Source organism: Mycobacterium sp. UM_11 (assembly GCF_001414075.1).
In the GTDB taxonomy this organism is placed as follows: domain Bacteria; phylum Actinomycetota; class Actinomycetes; order Mycobacteriales; family Mycobacteriaceae; genus Mycobacterium.
On record NZ_LATC01000091.1, the window covers coordinates 1 to 19,266 of the forward strand.

Annotated in this window: 16 protein-coding genes; 12 read left to right on the forward strand and 4 right to left on the reverse strand. The window is 71.2% G+C overall.

Annotated elements, in window-relative coordinates; genetic code table 11:
* Positions 1-86: 86 nt before the first annotated feature.
* From WU80_RS19375 to WU80_RS19385, 3 genes are all read right to left on the reverse strand, one after another.
* Positions 87-2,768, reverse strand: a complete 2,682-nt coding sequence (locus tag WU80_RS19375) for a circularly permuted type 2 ATP-grasp protein (protein WP_055404767.1) — start codon at positions 2,766-2,768, stop codon at positions 87-89.
* Positions 2,768-6,100, reverse strand: a complete 3,333-nt coding sequence (locus WU80_RS19380) for a DUF2126 domain-containing protein (RefSeq protein ID WP_055404768.1) — start codon at positions 6,098-6,100, stop codon at positions 2,768-2,770. Before WU80_RS19380 ends, WU80_RS19375 begins: the two co-directional genes overlap by 1 nt.
* 89 nt (positions 6,101-6,189) lie before the next feature.
* The gene (locus tag WU80_RS19385; protein ID WP_055404769.1) at positions 6,190-7,215 is read right to left on the reverse strand and encodes a hypothetical protein; all 1,026 of its coding nucleotides are present in this window, start codon (positions 7,213-7,215) and stop codon (positions 6,190-6,192) included.
* A 92-nt stretch (positions 7,216-7,307) separates the two neighbouring features.
* On the opposite strand from WU80_RS19385, the gene WU80_RS19390 reads away from it, so the two are divergent.
* Complete coding sequence (locus WU80_RS19390) at positions 7,308-8,660, forward strand: replication-associated recombination protein A (protein WP_055404770.1); 1,353 nt, start codon at positions 7,308-7,310, stop codon at positions 8,658-8,660.
* Positions 8,657-8,992 (forward strand): hypothetical protein, encoded by a 336-nt coding sequence (locus WU80_RS19395; protein ID WP_055404771.1) that lies wholly within the window; start codon positions 8,657-8,659, stop codon positions 8,990-8,992. The genes WU80_RS19390 and WU80_RS19395 overlap by 4 nt, the downstream gene beginning before the upstream one ends.
* Positions 8,993-9,009: 17 nt before the next feature.
* Here WU80_RS19395 and WU80_RS19400 read toward each other — a convergent pair whose 3' ends face one another.
* The gene (locus tag WU80_RS19400; RefSeq protein WP_055404772.1) at positions 9,010-9,633 is read right to left on the reverse strand and encodes a hypothetical protein; all 624 of its coding nucleotides are present in this window, start codon (positions 9,631-9,633) and stop codon (positions 9,010-9,012) included.
* Between the two features lie 175 nt (positions 9,634-9,808).
* On the opposite strand from WU80_RS19400, the gene WU80_RS19405 reads away from it, so the two are divergent.
* From WU80_RS19405 to aroQ, 10 genes are all read left to right on the forward strand, one after another.
* A complete protein-coding gene (locus tag WU80_RS19405) occupies positions 9,809-10,198 on the forward strand; it encodes a secondary thiamine-phosphate synthase enzyme YjbQ (protein WP_197281301.1) in 390 nt (129 codons plus the stop codon).
* A gap of 83 nt (positions 10,199-10,281) precedes the next feature.
* Entirely contained in the window at positions 10,282-12,975 is a 2,694-nt protein-coding gene (gene alaS, locus WU80_RS19410) for an alanine--tRNA ligase (protein ID WP_055404774.1), read from the forward strand.
* On the forward strand, positions 12,976-13,485 hold the full coding sequence (gene ruvX / locus WU80_RS19415) for a Holliday junction resolvase RuvX (RefSeq protein ID WP_055404775.1): 510 nt from the start codon (positions 12,976-12,978) through the stop codon (positions 13,483-13,485).
* Positions 13,478-14,719 (forward strand): endolytic transglycosylase MltG, encoded by a 1,242-nt coding sequence (gene mltG / locus WU80_RS19420; protein ID WP_055404776.1) that lies wholly within the window; start codon positions 13,478-13,480, stop codon positions 14,717-14,719. The genes ruvX and mltG overlap by 8 nt, the downstream gene beginning before the upstream one ends.
* Positions 14,697-15,503 (forward strand): shikimate dehydrogenase, encoded by an 807-nt coding sequence (locus tag WU80_RS19425; RefSeq protein ID WP_156349670.1) that lies wholly within the window; start codon positions 14,697-14,699, stop codon positions 15,501-15,503. The genes mltG and WU80_RS19425 overlap by 23 nt, the downstream gene beginning before the upstream one ends.
* Before the next feature lie 11 nt (positions 15,504-15,514).
* The gene (locus WU80_RS19430; RefSeq protein WP_055404777.1) at positions 15,515-15,934 is read left to right on the forward strand and encodes an A24 family peptidase; all 420 of its coding nucleotides are present in this window, start codon (positions 15,515-15,517) and stop codon (positions 15,932-15,934) included.
* Between the two features lie 32 nt (positions 15,935-15,966).
* On the forward strand, positions 15,967-17,172 hold the full coding sequence (gene aroC, locus WU80_RS19435; RefSeq protein ID WP_055404778.1) for a chorismate synthase: 1,206 nt from the start codon (positions 15,967-15,969) through the stop codon (positions 17,170-17,172).
* Positions 17,172-17,717, forward strand: coding sequence for a shikimate kinase (locus WU80_RS19440; RefSeq protein ID WP_055404779.1), 546 nt, complete (start codon positions 17,172-17,174; stop codon positions 17,715-17,717). The genes aroC and WU80_RS19440 overlap by 1 nt, the downstream gene beginning before the upstream one ends.
* The gene (aroB, locus tag WU80_RS19445) at positions 17,714-18,805 is read left to right on the forward strand and encodes a 3-dehydroquinate synthase (RefSeq protein ID WP_055404780.1); all 1,092 of its coding nucleotides are present in this window, start codon (positions 17,714-17,716) and stop codon (positions 18,803-18,805) included. The genes WU80_RS19440 and aroB overlap by 4 nt, the downstream gene beginning before the upstream one ends.
* A complete protein-coding gene (gene aroQ / locus WU80_RS19450) occupies positions 18,802-19,242 on the forward strand; it encodes a type II 3-dehydroquinate dehydratase (RefSeq protein ID WP_055404781.1) in 441 nt (146 codons plus the stop codon). Before aroB ends, aroQ begins: the two co-directional genes overlap by 4 nt.
* Positions 19,243-19,266: the final 24 nt, after the last annotated feature.

The following is a 19,266-nucleotide window of genomic DNA, read 5'->3' on the forward strand; positions in this document are numbered from 1 at the left end:
CGCCCGGCTGCGCCGCGCTCGCGATCGCCGCTAGGCCCGATGGCGGCGACCCGCTTCGCCCGGCTGCGCCGCGCTCGCGATCGCCGCTAAGCCGGCATCACCCGGCGAACGTCCGGTCCCCACAGCGGCTGCACCGCGGGCAGGGCCAGCTGCGTGGTGGTGATGACGTCGGCCAGTTCGCGCAACTGCGCGTGCACCGAACCGAGCAGATCGGACAGCTCGGCGCGCCGCCCGTCGGCACTGACGGCCTCCAGTTCGCCGGGATGCGAGCGGCGCAGCAGCGTGCCGATCTCGTCCACCAGCCGCTCCGGGCGCGACGACCCCGACGCGCCCGGCAGGTCCTTGAGGTTGGCCCGCAATCGCTCCACCTGATACAGCAACGACCGCGGATTCTGCGCGTCGAACAGCATCAGCTCGGTCACCGCGGCGATGCTGACCTTGCCCACGGTGCGGCGCCGGTAGATGACCGAGGACTCGCACGCCACCAGCGTCGCCTCGATGATCATCTGTTCGGCGGCCGCGCGCCGGACCGCGATCAGCGTTTCCCGCAGCAGCGCCGTCAACCAGAGCCCACGTTCGATGCGCTTGCCGATATCCATCATCGTCCAGCCCACGTCGCGCACCATTGACTCGCCGGCCACCCCGGCCAGGGTCAGCATCCCGGAGAGCGTCTGCACCTGGGCCGATGCCAGCACCGCGTCGGCCTCGGCCAGCGAGTCCGGCGGCTCGCGCCGCTGGGCCAGCGCGCGCTCCACCCCGGCCAGCACCATCCAGGTGTCGTTGGACATCTGGTCGCGCACCGCCCTGGCCGCGAGCGCCAGGCCCTCCACCGACTGCACCAGGGACCCGGACCGGTCCGGGTCCACCGTCAAAGACCACAACGTCGAAGGGGCGACGGCGATCATCTCCGCCCCATCAACCGGACCGCCGTCGACCGCGGCGTCGGTCCCGGTGATCCGGCCCAGCGCGGCCAACAGCACCGGCACGCACTCGCTTTCCTCGGTGTGCTGCTGATGCCGGTAGACGTGGAACCTGTCCCGGGTGACCAACAGCAGCCGCGCCATGTTCTCCGCGCGCTCGCCGTACCGGCCGATCCAGAACAGGTCGGACAGCACGCGCGGCGAGCTGACGCCCCAGGTGCCCGCAGCCGTCTTCGCCGGGGGCGGCGGCGCTGGCAGGCTCACGGCCTCGGCCCGCGCGCGCTCCGTCGGACGCACCCAAACATCCTTCGCCGCAACGGTTTCCAGCGTGTATGCGGCCGGCCCGGGCGCCAGCACGTAGCCGACGCCGCCGATCATTGGGGCGTACCCGCTGCGCTGGGCCACGTTGAACAACCGAATGCCGACGCCGGCCGATGACAGCACCCCGGCGTGGTCCGTGGGCGCCGACGAGAACTGCGGCAGCTCCTGACCGATCCACTGCCACGGCATCTTCTCGATGCGCCCGGCCAACTGCGCCAACTCATAGGACGAAAGGGTGGGCCCGACAAGGGTTTTCCCGCCGACGGTTGACTTCACCAGCAGCGATGACAGGTTCGCCAGCAGGTGCGAGCGTTCGGCGTCGATGCCGCCCCAGTAGACCGGCGCCGTCTGCAGCAGCGGGGCCTCGGCGAGCAGATGCTCGGACAGCTGCGGCAGGAACCGCAGCAGCCCAGGGTTTTCCAGGATCCCACTGCCCAGCGTGTTGACCACGGTCACGGTCCCGCGGCGCGACGCCTCCACCAGACCGGCCACCCCGAGCCGGGAGTCGGCGCGCAGATCCAGCGGGTCGGTGTAATCGGCGTCCACCCGGCGCAACACCACGTCCACTCGTTTCAGCGTGCCCAGCGAGCGCATCCACATCTTGCCGTCGCGCACCACCAGGTCCGCGCTCTCCACCAACGGGAAGCCCAGCAGCGTCGCCAGATACGCCTGATCGAAGGCGGTTTCGGAGAAGATGCCCGGGCTGAGCACCACCACCACCGGATCCTGCGCGTCGTCGGGCGCGGCGTCGATCAGCGCCAGGCGCAACGCCTGGGCGAACGGCGTCGTCGGGCGCGGGGCGATCCTCTCGTACAGGTCCGGAATCGAGTGCGCGACCACGCGCCGGTCGGCCAGCGCGTAACCGGCGCCCGACGGCGCCTGCGTCCAGTCGGCGTTCACCCGGAAGGTGCCGTCGGGCAGCCGGCTGACGTCGCAGGCGTGCAGGAAAAGCTGGTGATGCCCGGGCACTTCGATGCCGTTGGCGGCACGCACGTAACCGGGATGGGCGAACAGCAGCTCCGGCGGCAGCACGCCTTCGATGAGCAGGCTGCGCGGCCCGTACAAGTCGGCGAGCACGGCGTCGAGCAGCCGCGACCGCTGCACCAGCCCGGCCTCCAGCGCCTCCCATTCCGCGGCGGACAGCACGATCGGCAGGGTGTCCAGGATCCACGGCCGCGGCTCGAGCCCGTGCCCGCCGGGTTCGACGTCGGTGTAGGTGATGCCGTCACTGTCGATCAGGCTGCGCACCACCGAGCGGAGCCGGTCCAGCCCCGGCCGGCCCCGTTCGGCGATGGTGTCGGCCAGCTCGGACCAGGCCGGCCGCACGTTGCCGTCCTGGTCGACGAATTCGTCGTAGCCGGCCGCCGGCCCGTGCCGAAGATCGAAGAGCGCTTCCTGGGCGCGCGCGGCCCGGTAGCCGGCCAGCAGGCGGTCGGCGTCGTAGCGGTCCTCGTAGCGGTCTTCGTGACGGCCACCAGCGGCCGCCGCGGGTGCGCCGGTGCCGAATGTCATGTCCGCAAACGCCATTACCGCGAAACGGTACGCACGCGACGCAGGTCGAGGATGCCCGGCGCGCCGATGTCGGTGAAGATGCGCGCCTGTTTTTCCCGGATGTCGGACAGGTCGAGCTTGCCGGGGGTGAAGCCGGTGGCCTCGAAGCGGCGGGCGCGGCGCGCCTCGGCCTCGACCGCGTTGACGGGCGGCTCGTCATAGGCCCGCCCGCCGGGATGCGCGACGTGATAGGTGCAGCCGCCGCGCGAGGTGCCCGTCGTCAGGTCGACAAGCTCGAACTGCAGCGGCACGTCGGTGCTGATCGTCGGGTGCAGCGCGCTCGGTGGCTGCCAGGCCTTGAACCGCACCCCGCCCACGTGGATGTCGGGGTTGTCGGTCGCCAGCAGCGGCACCGGGTAGCCGTTGACCAACACCACGTAGCGGTGCCGGTCGGCGCCGATGATGCGGATCTGGATGCGCTCGACCGACGAGTCGACGTAGCGGGCGGTGCCGGTGGCGGTGGCCTCCTCGCCGAGGGTGTTCCACGGCTCGATCGCCCCGCGCAGCTCGATCTCCACGCCGTCGAACACCGCGGTGCCGATGCGCGGGAAGCGGAATTCGGTGAAGGGATCCAGCCAGCTGGTCTCGAACGCGATGCCGTGCGCGCGCAGGTCGGCGGCGACGTCAGCGATGTCGTGAATGAGGAAGTGCGGCAACAGGTATCGGCCATGCAGATTGGCGCCGTGCCGAATCAGCGGGGCGCGCAGCGGCTCGTCCCAAAACCACGCCACCAGCGAGCGCACCAGCAGCGACTGCACCATCGCCATGCGCAGGTGCGGCGGCATCTCGAACCCGCGCAGCTCCAGCAGGCCGAGCCGGCCGCGAGGGCTGTCGGGGCTGTACAGCTTGTCGATGCAGAACTCGGCGCGGTGGGTGTTGCCGGTGATGTCGGTCAGCAGGTGGCGCAGCGCCCGGTCGATCATCCAGGGCCGGGGGGCGTTACCGCCGAAAGGACCGGCCAGCCGGGCGATCTCGGCGAACGCGATCTCGAGTTCGTAGAGCGCCTCGGCGCGGCCCTCGTCGACCCGGGGGGCCTGCGAGGTGGTGCCGACGAACCGGCCGGCGAACAGATACGACAGCGACGGGTGCCGCTGCCAGTACGTCAACAGCGAGACCAACAGGTCCGGCCGCCGCAGCAGCGGCGAGTCCGCGGGCGTGACGCCGCCCAGGGTGATGTGGTTGCCGCCTCCGGTGCCGCCGTGGGTGCCGTCGACGTCGAAGGACTCGGTGGAAAGCCGCGCCAATCGCGCCTGCTCGTAAAGGGTTTCGAGCTGCTGGCGCTGCTCGGCGAAGCTGGCGCTGGGCGCGACGTTGACCTCGATGACGCCGGGGTCGGGGGTGATGGTGGTCGAGCGCAGCCGCGGGTCCGGCGGCGGGTCGTAGCCCTCGATCACCACCGGGCAGTCGGCCTTGGCCGCGGCCGCCTCGACACGGGCGATGAGATCGACGAAGTGATCCAGCGCCTCGCTGGGCGGCATGAAAATGTAGAGCAGCCCGTCGCGAACCTCGGCGACCATCGCGGTGGGCGGCGCCGAGTCGGGGTCCTCCACCACCGCCGCGTCCGACTCGGTCGACAACGTGTCCCCGGCGGTCTGGGGATCGGCGTCGAACGTCGGCCGCGGCGGCCGCCAGCTGATGGAATCCAGCGGCAGCCGCAGCCCCGCCGGAGAATCGCCGTGCAGCAACACGATTCGGCCGCGGCGCAGCCGCCAGTCGGCGCTGGCCCAGCCCAGGCCGTCGTCGCGGCGGTGCAGGGGCAACACGAAAGCCGCTGGGGCCGTGACGGATTCGTCGAGTCGTGCCAACAGGGCCGCGCGGTCGGCGGGGGAGTCGCGGTCGAGATCGTCGGCCGGATGCACCGGCTCACCCTCGGGCTGGCGCACCTTGTCCGCCAGCCGGTGCAGCGGGTCCTCGTAGGCGGCCCGCACCTGGGTGAGCGGCAGTCCCAGACCGTCGGCGACCCCGGCGAGCACCTGATACGCCGCCTCCTCGTCGACGGGGGCCGGCCGGTCGCCCCAGGGGTCGGCCAGCAGCGCGTCGTCGGTCCACAGCGGGCGCCCGTCGGTGCGCCAGTACAACGCAATCTGCCAGCGCGGCAACGGTTCTCCCGGATACCAGCGGCCCTGCCCGCGCTGAATCAACCCGTCCGGCGCCCACGCCTGTTTCAGGCGCGCCGCCAGATCGGAGGCGCGCTGGCGCTTGTGCGGGCCGTCGGCCGCCGTGGTCCACTCCTCGGCCACCTGATTGTCGACGGAGACGAAGGTCGGCTCACCGCCGATGGTCAGCCGCACGTCGGCGGCGGCCAGTCGCTCGTCGACGCGCTGCCCGACCTCACAGATCGTTTCCCAGGCGGCGTCGGTGTAGGGCAGGGTGACGCGGGGGTCCTCGTGGATGCGGGTGACGGTGTTGGAGAACTCCAGCACCGCTTCGCACGGTTCGGTGCCGCCGCTGATCGGCGCCGCGGACGCCGGGTGTGGGGTGGCCGCCAACGGGATGTGGCCCTCGCCGGCGAACAAACCCGAGGTCGGGTCCAACCCGATCCACCCCGCGCCGGGGATGTACACCTCGGTCCAGGCGTGCAGGTCGGTGAAGTCGGCGGCGGGCCCCGACGGCCCGTCGAGCGCCTCCACGTCGGAGGCCAGCTGCACCAGATACCCGGAGACGAAGCGCGCGGCCAGCCCCAGCTGGCGCAGGATCGACACCAACAACCACGCCGAATCGCGGCACGAGCCGACCCCGGTGCGCAGCGTGTGGTCCGGCGTCTGGACGCCGGGCTCCATCCGCACGCTGTAGGCGACGTCGGCGTTGACGGCGTGGTTGAGGGCGACCAGCAGGTCGATGGTGCGCGTGCCCTCGCCCACCGAGAAGTTCTCCACCCACGCCCGCGTGAGCTTGCCCGGACCCGACCCGTCGCCCTCTTCGTCGATCGGCCGCAGGTAGGGCTCGAGGTCGGCGGCCAGCTCCTTGGGGTAGATCAGCCCGGCCAGTCCATCAGAGGGGGTCCACGTCTCGGCCCAGTCCTCGATGAAGAAGTCGAACGGGTTGATCACCTTGAGGTCGGCGATCAAGCCGACCGTGATGGTCAGCCGCCGGGTCGGATTCGGAAACACAAGGCGCGCAAGGAAGTTGCCGACGGCATCCTGCTGCCAGTTGATGAAGTGCTCCTCGGGCTCGATGCGCAGCGAGTACGCCTCGAGCGGCGTGCGGCAGTGGGGCGCCGGGCGCAGCCGCACGACGTGCGGATACACCCGGACCGCCCGGTCAAAGGTGTAGCTGGTGCGGTGCTCCAGCGCGACTTTGATGCTCATAACAAAGTGATCTCATCACAAGCGGCACAAGGCCGCAGCGCACCGCAGCCAGCGCTTACCGCGCTGTAACTTCGGACGCTGACCGGCGCTTATGCCGGCGGCGGGCCCGGTTGGTACCCGGGCTGCTGCGGCGAGACGACCTGGCCGCCCGTCAACTTTCGGTAGGCATAGGTCAGGATGAGCCCGTCGAGCGGGGCGGTGACCAGCAGGCCGAGGCCGCACGTCACGACGCCGGCCAGGATCAACGCAAACACCACCAGCCACACCAGCAGCGCGTTGGCGAAGTTCGACCCCACCAGCGAGAAGCTGGAGGTGAAGCCGCCGATGGCCGACTCGGAGCGATCGACCACGAACAGGATGGTGAACTGCACGAAAAGGCTCAGCACCAGACCCGGAACGAAGCACAGGGAATAGCCGATCGAGGTGAGCACGCCGATGATCAGCGCAGCCAGAAACGCCATTCCCAGATTGCGCGGCTTGAAGAACGAGCCGATGGTCACGGGGCGCCCATCGGCGAGATCCAGGCAGCCGGACAGGAAGCCGGCCTGGGCGAAGGCCGTCACGAGGTAGGTCAGCAGCGTGCCGAGGATGAACACGCCCAGCCCGGGCCCGGTGAGGTTCGTCGTGAAGTAGAAGCCGTAGTTGTCGGTGGTCGTCGTGCCCGGCGACATGTTCTGGCCCGCGAAGCTCACCCCGGAGGCCACCGCGAACAGCAGGCCATAGACGAGCGCCGGCACGATCAGCGTCAGGGCGTTCTTGGTGAAGGTGTTCCAGGCCCAGCTGACGGCCTCGCCGATGCTGAACGCGGGCGTGGTCGGCGCCCCGTAGCCCGGCTGGGGGTAGCCACCGTAGCCGGGCGGGGGCGGCGGCGTGCCGTAGCTCGGCGGTGCGCCGTAGCCGGGGGGTGTGCCGTAGCCAGGCGGCGGTGTGCCGTAGCCGGGCGCCTGCGGTGGCGGTGCGCCATATCCGGACGGCGGTGCGCCATATCCGGAAGGCGGTGCGCCATATCCGGACGGCGGTGCGCCGTAACCGGGGGGCGGTGGATAGCCCGGGGGATTCTGCTCGCTCCCGTGGGGATCGGCCGGGGTGCCTGGATATTCGGGAGGCTGGCTCATGTCCGTCCTAGCTGTTGACTCAACCTGTGGGCACGCGCACACGGGAACTTAGCAAAGATGAGTCCTCGGTGCCCGGCTTCGCCTGTCGTGGTATGCCTGAAGCCGTGTCCGACGGTCTTTTTGACCTGCCCGGCGCGGCCCCGGCAAGTGACCACGGCCTGGGCGTGTCGGCCGGCGCGCCCCTGGCGGTGCGCATGCGCCCGGCCTCGCTGGACGAGGTGGTCGGGCAGGACCACCTGCTGGCGCCCGGATCGCCGCTGCGCCGCCTGGTCGAGGGCTCGGGCGTGGCGTCGGCCATCCTCTACGGCCCGCCCGGCAGCGGCAAGACCACGCTGGCCGCGCTGATCTCCCAGGCGACCGGCCGCCGGTTCGAGGCGCTGTCGGCGCTGTCGGCCGGGGTCAAGGACGTGCGCGCGGTCATCGAAAACGCGCGGAAGGCGCTCCTCATCGGCGAGCAGACCGTGCTGTTCATCGACGAGGTGCACCGGTTCTCCAAGACCCAGCAGGATGCCCTGCTGTCGGCCGTGGAGAACCGGGTGGTGCTGCTGGTGGCGGCGACCACCGAGAACCCGTCGTTTTCGGTGGTGGCGCCGCTGTTGTCCCGGTCGCTGATCCTGCAGCTGCGGCCGCTGGGCGCCGACGACATCCGCACCGTGGTGCAGCGCGCGATCGACGATCCCCGCGGCCTGGGCGGCCGGGTCGCGGTGACGCCGGACGCCGTCGAGCTGCTGGTGCGACTGGCCGCCGGCGACGCCCGGCGCGCGCTGACCGCGTTGGAAGTGGCCTCCGAGGCGACCGATTCCGTGGGCGTCGAGACCATCGAGCAGTCGCTGGACAAGGCCGCGGTGCGTTACGACCGCGACGGCGACCAGCACTACGACGTCATCAGCGCCTTCATCAAGTCGGTGCGCGGCTCCGACGTCGACGCCGCGCTGCACTACCTGGCCCGCATGCTCGTCGCGGGGGAGGACCCCCGCTTCGTCGCGCGCCGGCTGATGATCCTGGCCAGCGAGGACATCGGCATGGCCGACCCGAGCGCGCTGCAGGTCGCGGTGGCGGCCGCGCAGACGGTGGCGCTCATCGGCATGCCCGAGGCGCAGTTGACGCTGGCGCACGCGACCATCCACCTGGCCACCGCGCCCAAGTCGAACTCCGTCACCACCGCGCTGGCCGCGGCCATGGACGACATCAAGGCGGGCAAGGCGGGCCTGGTGCCGCCCCACCTGCGCGACGGGCACTACTCCGGCGCGGCCGCGCTGGGCCACGCCCAGGGCTACCGGTATTCCCACGACCAGCCGGATGGCGTTGCGGCGCAACAATATCCACCCGACGAGCTGGTGGGCACCGACTACTACCGGCCGACCGGTCGCGGCGCCGAGCGGGAGCTGGCCGGGCGTCTGGAACGGCTGCGCGCGATCATCCGCGGGAAGCGAGGACGGGCATGAAGACCTTCACCGACGAGGAGATGGGCCGGCTGCTGGCCACCACCAAGGAATACAGCGTCGTCATCCTCAAGCGCGGCCCCAGGTGCGGCGACGAGTCGTCGCCGGGGCTCATCTGGGAGCACGGGCGGCGCAACTTCGGGCTGCGCGACGACGGCGTCCTGGCGGTGGTGCTGCCCGTCGCCGACGAGTCCGACGTGTGCGGCATCGGGGTGTTCGCCGCCACGGTCGACGACACCGCCGCGATCATGGCCGACGACCCCGGCGTCGCCGCGGGCGTGTTCACCTATCAGGTGCACCCCTGCCGGGGATTCCCGGGCGACGCGCTGCCCTGAGCGCGCCGAGCGCGCCGCTATACCAGCTCGGGCACCCGCAGGTGGGCGATCGCCAGCTCGAACTCGGCGACGTCGATCACCTCGGCGCCCAGCTCCCGGACGCGCCTGCTGCGCAACTCGCTCGCCCGGTCGCTGTTGCGGGCCATCGCGTCCATCGAGTCGAACGTGGAGCAGGCCACCGCCCGCCGGCACGCGGGGTGGTCGACCAGCAGGCTGGCGCTGCAGAACCCGTCGAGCTCCTCGAGCTCGGGCAGCACCGAGGAGCGATAGAAGTCCAGCGACCGGTTGAGCTGATCCGGCACCACCTTGAGCCAGGTGGCCCGCACGCACGCCCCCTGACGGGACGGGTGGTCGCGGTGCAGCAAAGCGATGTCCCACTCCTCGACGCGGGCGCTGCCGTCGAACATCAGAGCGGCCCGGTCACGGATCGGGGCGACCCGTTCGGCGCTGGCCCGCATGGCCTCGATGCCGTCCCACGAGCTGGTGGCGATGCAGGTTCCGGACTGCCGGTCGACCAACAGTGACAGCCCGACGCACCCGTCGATCTCGGTGAGGGCCGGCATCACGACATCGCGCATATGCGCGATTCCGATGTCCACCGACAAGGGTTGCGCCTGAATGGTGGTAGAGCGTGCGTACACGGCCGACCCTCCTCTGTCGAGGGCAGCGCCCCGGTGGCGCCACCGGTCTCACCAGTTACCTTCCTCCTGCGCGCCGCACGCCGCAATGCCCGGATGTGGCGGCGCTCACAAACGATTGGCCGGCCTTGAGCGGCCCCCGCGGGTGCGCCGTAGGCTGGTCGGGATGCATACCGACGTGCTGGACGTGGACACCTCGCGCCGCCGCATCGTCGATCTGACCGAGGCGGTGCGGGGCTTCTGCTGGTCGCGGGGCGATGGGCTGTGCAACGTTTTCGTCCCGCACGCGACGGCGGGCGTCGCCATCATCGAGACCGGCGCCGGTTCCGACGACGACCTGATCGAAACGCTGGAACGGCTGCTGCCGCGCGACGACCGATACCGGCACTCGCACGGCTCCCCGGGCCACGGCGCCGACCACGTGATGCCGGCGCTGGTCGCGCCCTCGGTGACGGTGCCGGTCTCCGGCGGCGAGCCGATGCTGGGCACCTGGCAAAGCATCGTGCTGGTCGACCTGAACCGCGACAACGCGCAGCGCTCGGTGCGGCTGAGCTTTGTGGAGGGCTAGCGGCCCGATAGCCCGGCCACGCCAGCGAATAGGCTGGAACAATCCTCCACGCAACCAGGCCACAGGAAGAAGCGGACTCAACAGTGCAGACACACGAGATCAGGAAGAGGTTTCTTGATCACTTCGTGAAGGCGGGCCACACCGAGGTGCCGAGCGCCTCGGTGATCCTCGACGACCCCAATCTGCTGTTCGTCAACGCCGGCATGGTCCAATTCGTGCCCTACTTCCTGGGGGCGCGCACGCCGCCGTATCCGACGGCCACCAGCATCCAAAAGTGCATCCGCACGCCGGACATCGACGAGGTGGGCATCACCACCCGGCACAACACCTTCTTCCAGATGGCCGGCAACTTCTCGTTCGGCGATTACTTCAAGCGGCGCGCCATCGAGCTGGCGTGGACGCTGCTGACCAACGCCGTGTCTGAGGGCGGCTACGGGCTGGATCCCGAAAGAATCTGGACGACGGTCTATTTCGACGACGACGAGGCCGTGCAGCTGTGGCAGGAGATCGCCGGGCTGCCGGTCGAGCGGATCCAGCGCCGCGGCATGGAGGACAACTACTGGTCCATGGGGATCCCCGGGCCGTGTGGCCCGTCGTCGGAGATCTACTACGACCGCGGGGAGGAGTTCGGGGTCGGCGGCGGCCCGGTGGCCAACGAGGACCGCTTCATCGAGATCTGGAACCTCGTGTTCATGCAGAACGAACGCGGCGAGGGCACCGGCAAAACCGACTTCGAGATTTTGGGGCCGTTGCCCCGCAAGAACATTGACACCGGCATGGGCGTCGAGCGGGTCGCGTTCATCCTGCAGGGCGTGCACAACGTCTACGAGACCGACCTGCTGCGGCCCGTCATCGACACGGTGGCCGCCCGGGCGCCCCGCGGCTACGACGTCGGCAACCACGAAGACGATGTGCGCTACCGCGTGATCGCCGACCACAGCCGCACCGCGGCGATCCTGATCGGCGACGGCGTCACCCCCGGCAACGACGGCCGCGGATACGTGTTGCGCCGGTTGCTGCGCCGGGTGATCCGGTCGGCCAAGCTGCTCGACATCGAGGGCCCCATCGTCGGCGACCTGATGAGCACCGTGCGCGACGCGATGGGGCCGTCGTACCCCGAACTGGTCGACGATTTCGACCGGATCAGGCGCATCGCCGTCGCCGAGGAGACCGCCTTCAACCGCACGCTGGTGGCCGGATCCAAGCTGTTCGACGAGGTGGCCGGCACCACCAAAGCGGCTGGGGCGAAATCGATCTCGGGCTCTGACGCCTTCACGCTGCACGACACGTACGGCTTCCCGATCGAACTGACCCTGGAGATGGCCGCCGAGGCCGGCCTGCAGGTCGACGAGATCGGCTTCCGGGAGCTGATGGCCGAACAACGCCGCCGCGCCAAGGCGGACGCCGCGGCCCGCAAGCACGCGCACGCCGACCTGAGCGCCTACCGGGAACTGGTCGACGCCGGGCCCACCGAATTCACCGGTTTCGACGAATTGTCCTCCGAGGCAAGGATTCTCGGCATCTTTGTCGACGGCAAGCGGGTGCCGGTGGTCGCCCACGGCACCGACGGGGCCCAACAGGTCGAGCTGGTGCTGGACCGCACCCCGCTCTACGCCGAGTCCGGCGGCCAGATCGCCGACGAGGGCACGATCAGCGGGACGGGCACCGGCGAGAGCGCCCGCGCGGCGGTCACCGACGTGCAGAAGATCGCCAAAACCCTGTGGGTGCACCGGGTCAACGTTGAATCCGGCGAATTCGTCGAGGGAGACACCGTGGTGGCCGCGGTCGACCCGGAGTGGCGCCGCGGCGCCACCCAGGGGCACTCGGGCACCCACATGGTGCACGCCGCGCTGCGACAGGTGCTGGGGCCCAACGCCGTTCAGGCGGGATCGTTGAACCGCCCCGGCTACCTGCGTTTCGACTTCAACTGGCAGGGCGCGCTGTCCGACGAGCAGCGCACCCAGGTCGAGGAGGTCACCAACCAGGCCGTGCAGGCCGACTTCGAGGTGCACACGTTCACCGAGCAGCTGGAGAAGGCCAAGGCGATGGGCGCCATGGCGATGTTCGGCGAGGCCTACCCCGACCGGGTGCGGGTGGTGGAGATCGGCGGGCCGTTCTCGCTGGAGCTGTGCGGGGGAACGCACGTGCACAACTCGGCCCAGATCGGGCCGGTGACCATCCTGGGCGAATCGTCGGTCGGTTCGGGGGTCCGCCGGGTGGAGGCCTACGTCGGGCTTGATTCGTTCCGCCACCTGGCCAAGGAGCGCGCGCTGATGGCCGGGCTGGCGTCGTCGCTGAAGGTGCCGTCCGAAGAGGTGCCGGCGCGGGTGGCCGGTCTGGTGGAGCGGCTCAAGGCCGCCGAGAAGGAACTCGAACGCGTGCGGCTGGCCGGCGCGCGGGCCGCCGCGACCAACGCCGCGGCCGGCGCGGAGCGGATCGGTAACGTCCGTGTGGTGGCGCAACGCATGTCGGCGGGGATGACGGCCGGTGACCTGCGTTCCCTGGTAGGCGACATTCGCGGCAAGTTGGGCAGCGAGCCCGCCGTGGTGGCGCTGATCGCGGAGGGGGAGGGCGGCAGCGTGCCGTACGCGGTCGCCGCGAATCCGGCCGCCCAAGACCTGGGGATCCGCGCCAACGACCTGATCAAGCAGCTGGCCGCGACCGTGGACGGCCGCGGCGGCGGCAAGCCCGACCTGGCGCAGGGTTCCGGCAAGGATCCGAGCCGCATCGACGCGGCGCTCGAGGCGATCCGCTCCGAGATAGCGCGGGTCGGTTGAGTGGTCCCCACCCAGCATCGCGCGCCCGACCGGCCCGGCGACCCCGATCAGGATCCGGGGCGGGGGCGACGGCTCGGCATCGACGTCGGCAGCGTGCGCATTGGCGTGGCCTGCAGCGACCCCGACGGCATCCTGGCGACCCCGGTCGAGACTGTGCGCCGCGACCGCTCCGGCAAACACGTGCGGCGGCTGGCCGAGCTGGTCGCGGAGCTCGGGGCGGTCGAGGTGGTCGTCGGGTTGCCGCGGACGCTGGCCGACCGGACTGGGCCGTCGGCGATCGACGCGATCGGGTTGGCCGACGAGCTCTCCCAGCGGATCGCCCCCAAGCCGGTGCGGCTGGCCGACGAGCGCCTGACCACGGTCAGCGCGCAGCGATCGCTGCGCGCCGCGGGCGTCCGCGCCCGGGAACAGCGGGCGGTGATCGACCAGGCGGCCGCGGTCGCCATCCTGCAGAGCTGGCTCGACCAACGCCGCGCCACCCTGACCGCGGGGGAGCCGGCCGATGGTTGACAGCGCGCGGCGGGAACGCGCCGAGCCCGAGGCCGTCGGCCCATCGCGAAAGCGCAGCCGCGTGGCGCGGAATCAGGCCGAGCGGGGCCGTCGCCGCCGGCGGTTCGCCGGCAAGATCGTGCTCGCTATCGTCGCCGTCGTCGTGCTGGTCGGGGTCTTCGTCGGGGCCAAGTTGTGGCATACGGTCTTCGGGGCCGGCGACGACTACACCGGAAACGGCAAGCGCGACATCGTGATTCAGATCAAGGACGGCGACTCGACCACCATGGTGGGGGAGACGCTGCAGCACGAACAGGTGATCAAGACGGTCCGCGCATTCGTCAACGCCGCGCACGGCAACAGCAAGATCTCCTCGATCCAGCCCGGCTTCTACCGGATGCGCACCGAGATCCCGGCGACCGACGCCGTCGCGCGGCTGGCCGACCCGAACAGCCGCGTGGGCCGGCTGGTCATCCCGGAGGGCCGCCAGCTCGACGACACCACCGACATGAAGACCAACGTGGTGACCCCGGGGATCCTCACGCTGATCTCCCGCGCCACCTGCGTGACCCTCGACGGCAACCAGCACTGCGTCGCGGTGGAGGAGCTGCGGGCGGCGGCCACCAACGCCACGCCCGCGGCGCTGGCCGTCCCGCCCTGGGCCGTCGAACCGTTCACCGAGCTGGGCAAGGACCACCGCCGGATCGAGGGGCTGATCGCGCCCGGAACCTTCAACGTCGACCCCTCCGCGCCGGCCGAGACCATCCTGTCGGGCCTGATCAGCGCCGGCGCGGTCGAATACGTGAAGTCCGGGTTGGTTGACACCGCCCAGGCCATGGGCCTGTCGCCCTACGACATCCTGGTGGTGGCCTCGCTGGTGGAGCAGGAATCCAAGTCGCAGGACTTCGCGAAGGTCGCCCAGGTCATCTACAACCGCCTGCACGCGCACCACACGCTGGAATTCGACTCGACGGTCAACTACCCGCTGGATCGCCGGGAGGTGGCCACCACCGACGCCGACCGGGCCCAGAAGACGCCGTGGAACACCTACGTGTCGCAGGGGCTGCCCGCGACGGCGATCTGTTCGCCCGGCGTCGACGCGCTGCGCGCCGCCGAGCACCCCGAGCCCGGTGACTGGCTGTACTTCGTCACCATCGACGCCCAGGGGACGACGCTGTTCACCAAGGATTATCAGCAGCATCTGGCCAACATCGAGCTGGCTAAGCGCAACGGTGTCCTCGACAGCACGCGCTAGAAGGGCGGCCGTCCTCGGCAAGCCGATCGCTCACTCGAAATCCCCGCAGCTGCATCTGGCGGCCTACCGGGCGCTGGGCCTGGACGACTGGACCTACGAGCGCATCGAATGCGACGCCGAGCAGCTGCCCGGCCTGGTCGGCGGGTTCGGGCCCGAGTGGGTCGGGGTATCGGTGACCATGCCGGGCAAGTTCGCCGCGCTGCGGTTCGCCGACGAGCGCACCGAGCGTGCGGATCGGGTGGGGTCGGCCAACACCCTGGTCCGCACGCCCTCGGGGTGGCGGGCCGACAACACCGACATCGACGGGGTGAGCGGGGCGCTCGGGTCGGCCTCGGGACGCGCGCTGGTATGTGGATCTGGCGGCACCGCGCCGGCGGCCATCCTGGGGCTGGCCCAACTGGGCGTCAGCGACATCGCCGTCGTCGCGCGCGACCCCGACAAGGCGGCCCGGCTGGTGGAGCTCGGCGCGGGCGCCGGGGTGCCGACGCGGTTCGTGGCCCTGGACAGCGACGAGCTGGCCGGCGCGGTGCGCGGGGCGCAGGTGCTGGTCAGCACCATCCCCGCGGGCGTTGCGGCGCGCTACGCGGACACTTTCGCGCCCATCCCGGTGCTGCTCGACGCCGTCTACGACCCCTGGCCCACGCCGCTGGCCGCCGCGGTCGCCGCGGCCGGCGGCCGGGTGATCGGCGGCCTGCAGATGCTGCTGCACCAGGCCTTCACCCAGGTCGAGCTATTCACAGGGCTGCCCGCGCCGCGAGAGGCCATGGCCGCCGCCCTGCGTTAGCGTCTCGCGGCATGCGGATAGCCGCGGCGGCGCTGGTGCTGGCCTGGCTGGCGGCGTTGAGCGGCTACGACGTCCGCGAACGTCGGCTGCCCAACCTGCTGACGCTGCCCGGGGCGTGCGCGATCCTGCTGGCGGCCGCGGCGAGCGGGCGCGGCGGGCCCGCGCTCGCCGGGGCGGCGGCGCTGACCGCGATCTACCTGCTGGTGCACTGCACCGCCCCGGCGGGGATGGGCGGCGGCGACGTCAAGCTGGCGATCGGGCTGGGCGCGCTGGCGGGTTGTTTCGGGGTGGGGGCCTGGTTCCTGGCCGCGCTGGCCGCGCCGCTGCTGACGGCGCTGCTCGCCGCGCTGTGCGGTGCGCGGGCGGTGCCGCACGGCCCGTCGATGTGCCTGGCCACCGCCGGCGCGATCGGCCTGGTTCTCGGGATTTAAGCCCGCGCCGGACCCCATGGGAGAATGTCCGGGTGTTGCGTTGGATCACCGCCGGGGAGTCGCATGGCCGCGCGTTGGTGGCCATGCTCGAGGGCATGGTCGCCGGCGTGGAGGTCAACTCCACCGACATCGCCGACCAATTGGCCCGCCGCCGGCTCGGTTACGGCCGCGGCGCGCGGATGAAGTTCGAGCGCGACGCGGTGACCGTGCTGTCCGGGGTGCGCCACGGCGTCACGCTGGGCGGCCCCATCGCGATCGAGATCGGCAACACCGAGTGGCCCAAGTGGGAAACCGTGATGGCCACCGACCCGGTCGACCCGGCGGAGCTGGCCAACGTCGCGCGCAACGAACCGCTCACCCGGCCGCGGCCCGGCCACGCCGACTACGCCGGCATGCTCAAGTACGGCTTCGACGACGCCCGCCCGGTGCTGGAGCGGGCCAGCGCGCGCGAGACCGCCGCCCGCGTCGCGGTGGGCACGGTGGCGCGGTCCTTCCTGCGCCAGGCCCTGGGCGTCGACGTGCTCTCCCATGTCGTCGCGATCGGGCCGTCGGCGCCGTACGACGGCCCGCCGCCGCGGCCGGAGGACCTGGCCGCGATCGACGACAGCCCGGTGCGCGCGTTCGACAAGGCCGCCGAGGAGGCGATGATCGCCGAGATCGAGGCCGCCAAGAAGGACGGCGACACCCTCGGCGGCGTCGTCGAGGTGGTGGCGCTGGGCCTGCCGGTCGGGCTGGGCTCCTTCACCAGCGGCGACAACCGGCTCGACAGCCAGCTCGCCGCCGCGGTGATGGGCATCCAGGCCATCAAGGGCGTGGAGATCGGCGACGGCTTCGAGACGGCGCGCCGCCGCGGCAGCCGCGCCCACGACGAGATGTATCCCGGACCCGACGGCGTCGTGCGCTCGACCAACCGCGCCGGCGGGCTCGAGGGCGGCATGACCAACGGCCAGCCGCTGCGGGTGCGCGCCGCGATGAAACCCATCTCCACGGTGCCGCGGGCGCTGGCCACCGTCGACCTGGCGACCGGTGACGAGGCCGTCGCCATCCACCAGCGCTCGGACGTCTGCGCGGTGCCGGCCGCCGGCGTCGTGGTCGAGGCCATGGTGGCGCTGGTGCTGGCCCGGGCGGCCCTGGAGAAGTTCGGCGGCGATTCGCTCACCGAGACCCGCCGCAACATCGAGGCGTACCAGCGCGCGGTCGCCGACCGCGAATCGCCGGCCGCCCGGGGTACCGCCTGATGGCACCCAGGGCGGTACTCGTCGGGTTGCCGGGGTCGGGCAAGTCCACCATCGGCCGGCGCCTGGCCAAGGCGCTCGGCGTCGGATTCCTCGACACGGACACCGCCATCGAACAGCAGACTCAGCGCAGCATCGCCGACATCTTCGCCACCGACGGGGAGCAGGAGTTCCGCCGCATCGAGGAAAACACGGTGCGTGCCGCGCTGGCCGACCACGACGGCGTCTTGTCGCTGGGCGGCGGCGCCGTCACCAGCCCGGGGGTGTGCGAGGCGCTGGCCGGCCACACGGTCATCTACCTGGAGATCAGCGCCAACGAAGGCGTGCGCCGCACCGGCGGCAGCACGGTGCGCCCGCTGCTCGCCGCGGCGGACGACGCCGAGAAGTACTCGAAATACAAGGCGCTGATGGCGAAGCGGGCCCCGCTGTACCGGCGGGTGTCGACGATCCGGGTCGACACCAACCGCCGCAATCCCGGGGCGGTGGTGCGCTACATCGTGTCCCGGCTGCAGACGCCGGAGAACGCGCACGCGGAGGCCGCCACATGACCGCGCCGGTCACCGTGCAGGTGGCCGTCGACCCGCCGTACCCCGTGGTCATCGGCACCGACCTGGGCGACCAGCTCGTCGAACTGCTTTGCGACCGGCACCGGGTGGCCGTCGTGCACCAACCGGCCCTGGCGCACACCGCCGAGGCGATTCGAAGCCGCCTGGCGGACAAGGGTGTTGACGCCCACCGCATCGAAATCCCGGACGCCGAAGCCGGCAAGGACCTGCCGGTCGTCGGGTTCCTCTGGGAAGTGTTCGGCCGCATCGGGATTGACCGCAAAGACGCGGTGGTCAGCCTCGGCGGCGGCGCGGCCACCGACGTGGCCGGCTTCGCGGCGGCCACCTGGCTCCGCGGCGTCGACATCGTCCACGTCCCCACCACGTTGCTCGGCATGGTCGACGCCGCCGTCGGCGGCAAGACGGGCATCAACACCGACGCGGGCAAGAACCTGGTCGGCGCGTTCCACCAACCGCTGGCGGTGCTGGTCGACTTGGCGACCCTGGAAACGTTGCCGCACAACGAACTCGTCGCCGGCATGGCCGAGGTGGTCAAGGCCGGATTCATCGCCGACCCGGTGATCCTCGATCTCATCGAGGCCGACCCCGACGCCGCCGTCGACCCCGCGGGTGACGTGCTGCCGGAACTGGTCCGGCGCTCGATCGCCGTCAAGGCACACGTCGTCGCCGCCGACGAGAAGGAGTCGGAGCTGCGCGAAATCCTCAACTACGGCCACACTTTGGCGCACGCGATCGAGCGCAGGGAGCGCTACGAGTGGCGCCACGGGGCCGCGGTATCGGTAGGCCTGGTGTTCGCCGCGGAGCTGGGCCGGCTCGCCGGCCGGCTCGACGACGCGACCGCGCGGCGCCATCGCACCGTGCTGTCGGCGCTCGGCCTGCCGGTCAGCTACGACGCGGACGCGCTGCCGCAGCTGCTGGAATACATGGCGCAGGACAAGAAGTCGCGGGCCGGCGTGCTGCGGTTCGTGGTCCTCGACGGGTTGGCCAAGCCGGGACGGCTGGCCGGCCCCGACCCGGCGCTGCTGGCGGCGGCGTACGCGGGAGTGTGCGGCGAAGAGGGGGCCCGATGACCGTGACCGTGCAAGTCATCAACGGCCCCAACCTGGGCCGGCTGGGCCGCCGGGAGCCGGACGTCTACGGGGACACCACGCACGACCAGCTGGCCGAGCTCATCGAGCGGGAGGCCACCGCCCTCGGCCTGAAAGCCGTTGTGCGCCAAAGCGATGACGAAGCCCAGCTGCTGGATTGGATCCATTCGGCCGCCGACGCGGGCGAGCCGGTGATCCTCAACGCCGGCGGCCTGACCCACACCTCGGTGGCGCTGCGCGACGCGTGCGCCGAGTTGCGCGCGCCCCTGATCGAGGTGCACATCTCCAATGTGCATGCCCGCGAAGAGTTTCGCCGCCACTCATACCTCAGCCCGGTGGCGACCGGGGTGATCGTCGGGCTGGGCGTCCAGGGCTATTTGCTTGCCCTGCGCTACCTGGCGGAAGCCGCGCCGAACTAACCCCTGTCTCTTATACACATCTGA

Excerpts from the sequence above, each read along its gene's own strand:
- WU80_RS19375 (WP_055404767.1), bottom strand. The coding sequence starts at position 2,768 with ATGGCGTTTGCGGACATGACATTCGGCACCGGCGCACCCGCGGCGGCC.
- WU80_RS19380 (WP_055404768.1), bottom strand. The coding sequence starts at position 6,100 with ATGAGCATCAAAGTCGCGCTGGAGCACCGCACCAGCTACACCTTTGAC.
- WU80_RS19385 (WP_055404769.1), bottom strand. The coding sequence starts at position 7,215 with ATGAGCCAGCCTCCCGAATATCCAGGCACCCCGGCCGATCCCCACGGG.
- WU80_RS19390 (WP_055404770.1), top strand. The coding sequence starts at position 7,308 with ATGCCTGAAGCCGTGTCCGACGGTCTTTTTGACCTGCCCGGCGCGGCC.
- WU80_RS19395 (WP_055404771.1), top strand. The coding sequence starts at position 8,657 with ATGAAGACCTTCACCGACGAGGAGATGGGCCGGCTGCTGGCCACCACC.
- mltG (WP_055404776.1), top strand. The coding sequence starts at position 13,478 with ATGGTTGACAGCGCGCGGCGGGAACGCGCCGAGCCCGAGGCCGTCGGC.
- WU80_RS19430 (WP_055404777.1), top strand. The coding sequence starts at position 15,515 with ATGCGGATAGCCGCGGCGGCGCTGGTGCTGGCCTGGCTGGCGGCGTTG.
- WU80_RS19440 (WP_055404779.1), top strand. The coding sequence starts at position 17,172 with ATGGCACCCAGGGCGGTACTCGTCGGGTTGCCGGGGTCGGGCAAGTCC.
- aroB (WP_055404780.1), top strand. The coding sequence starts at position 17,714 with ATGACCGCGCCGGTCACCGTGCAGGTGGCCGTCGACCCGCCGTACCCC.
- aroQ (WP_055404781.1), top strand. The coding sequence starts at position 18,802 with ATGACCGTGACCGTGCAAGTCATCAACGGCCCCAACCTGGGCCGGCTG.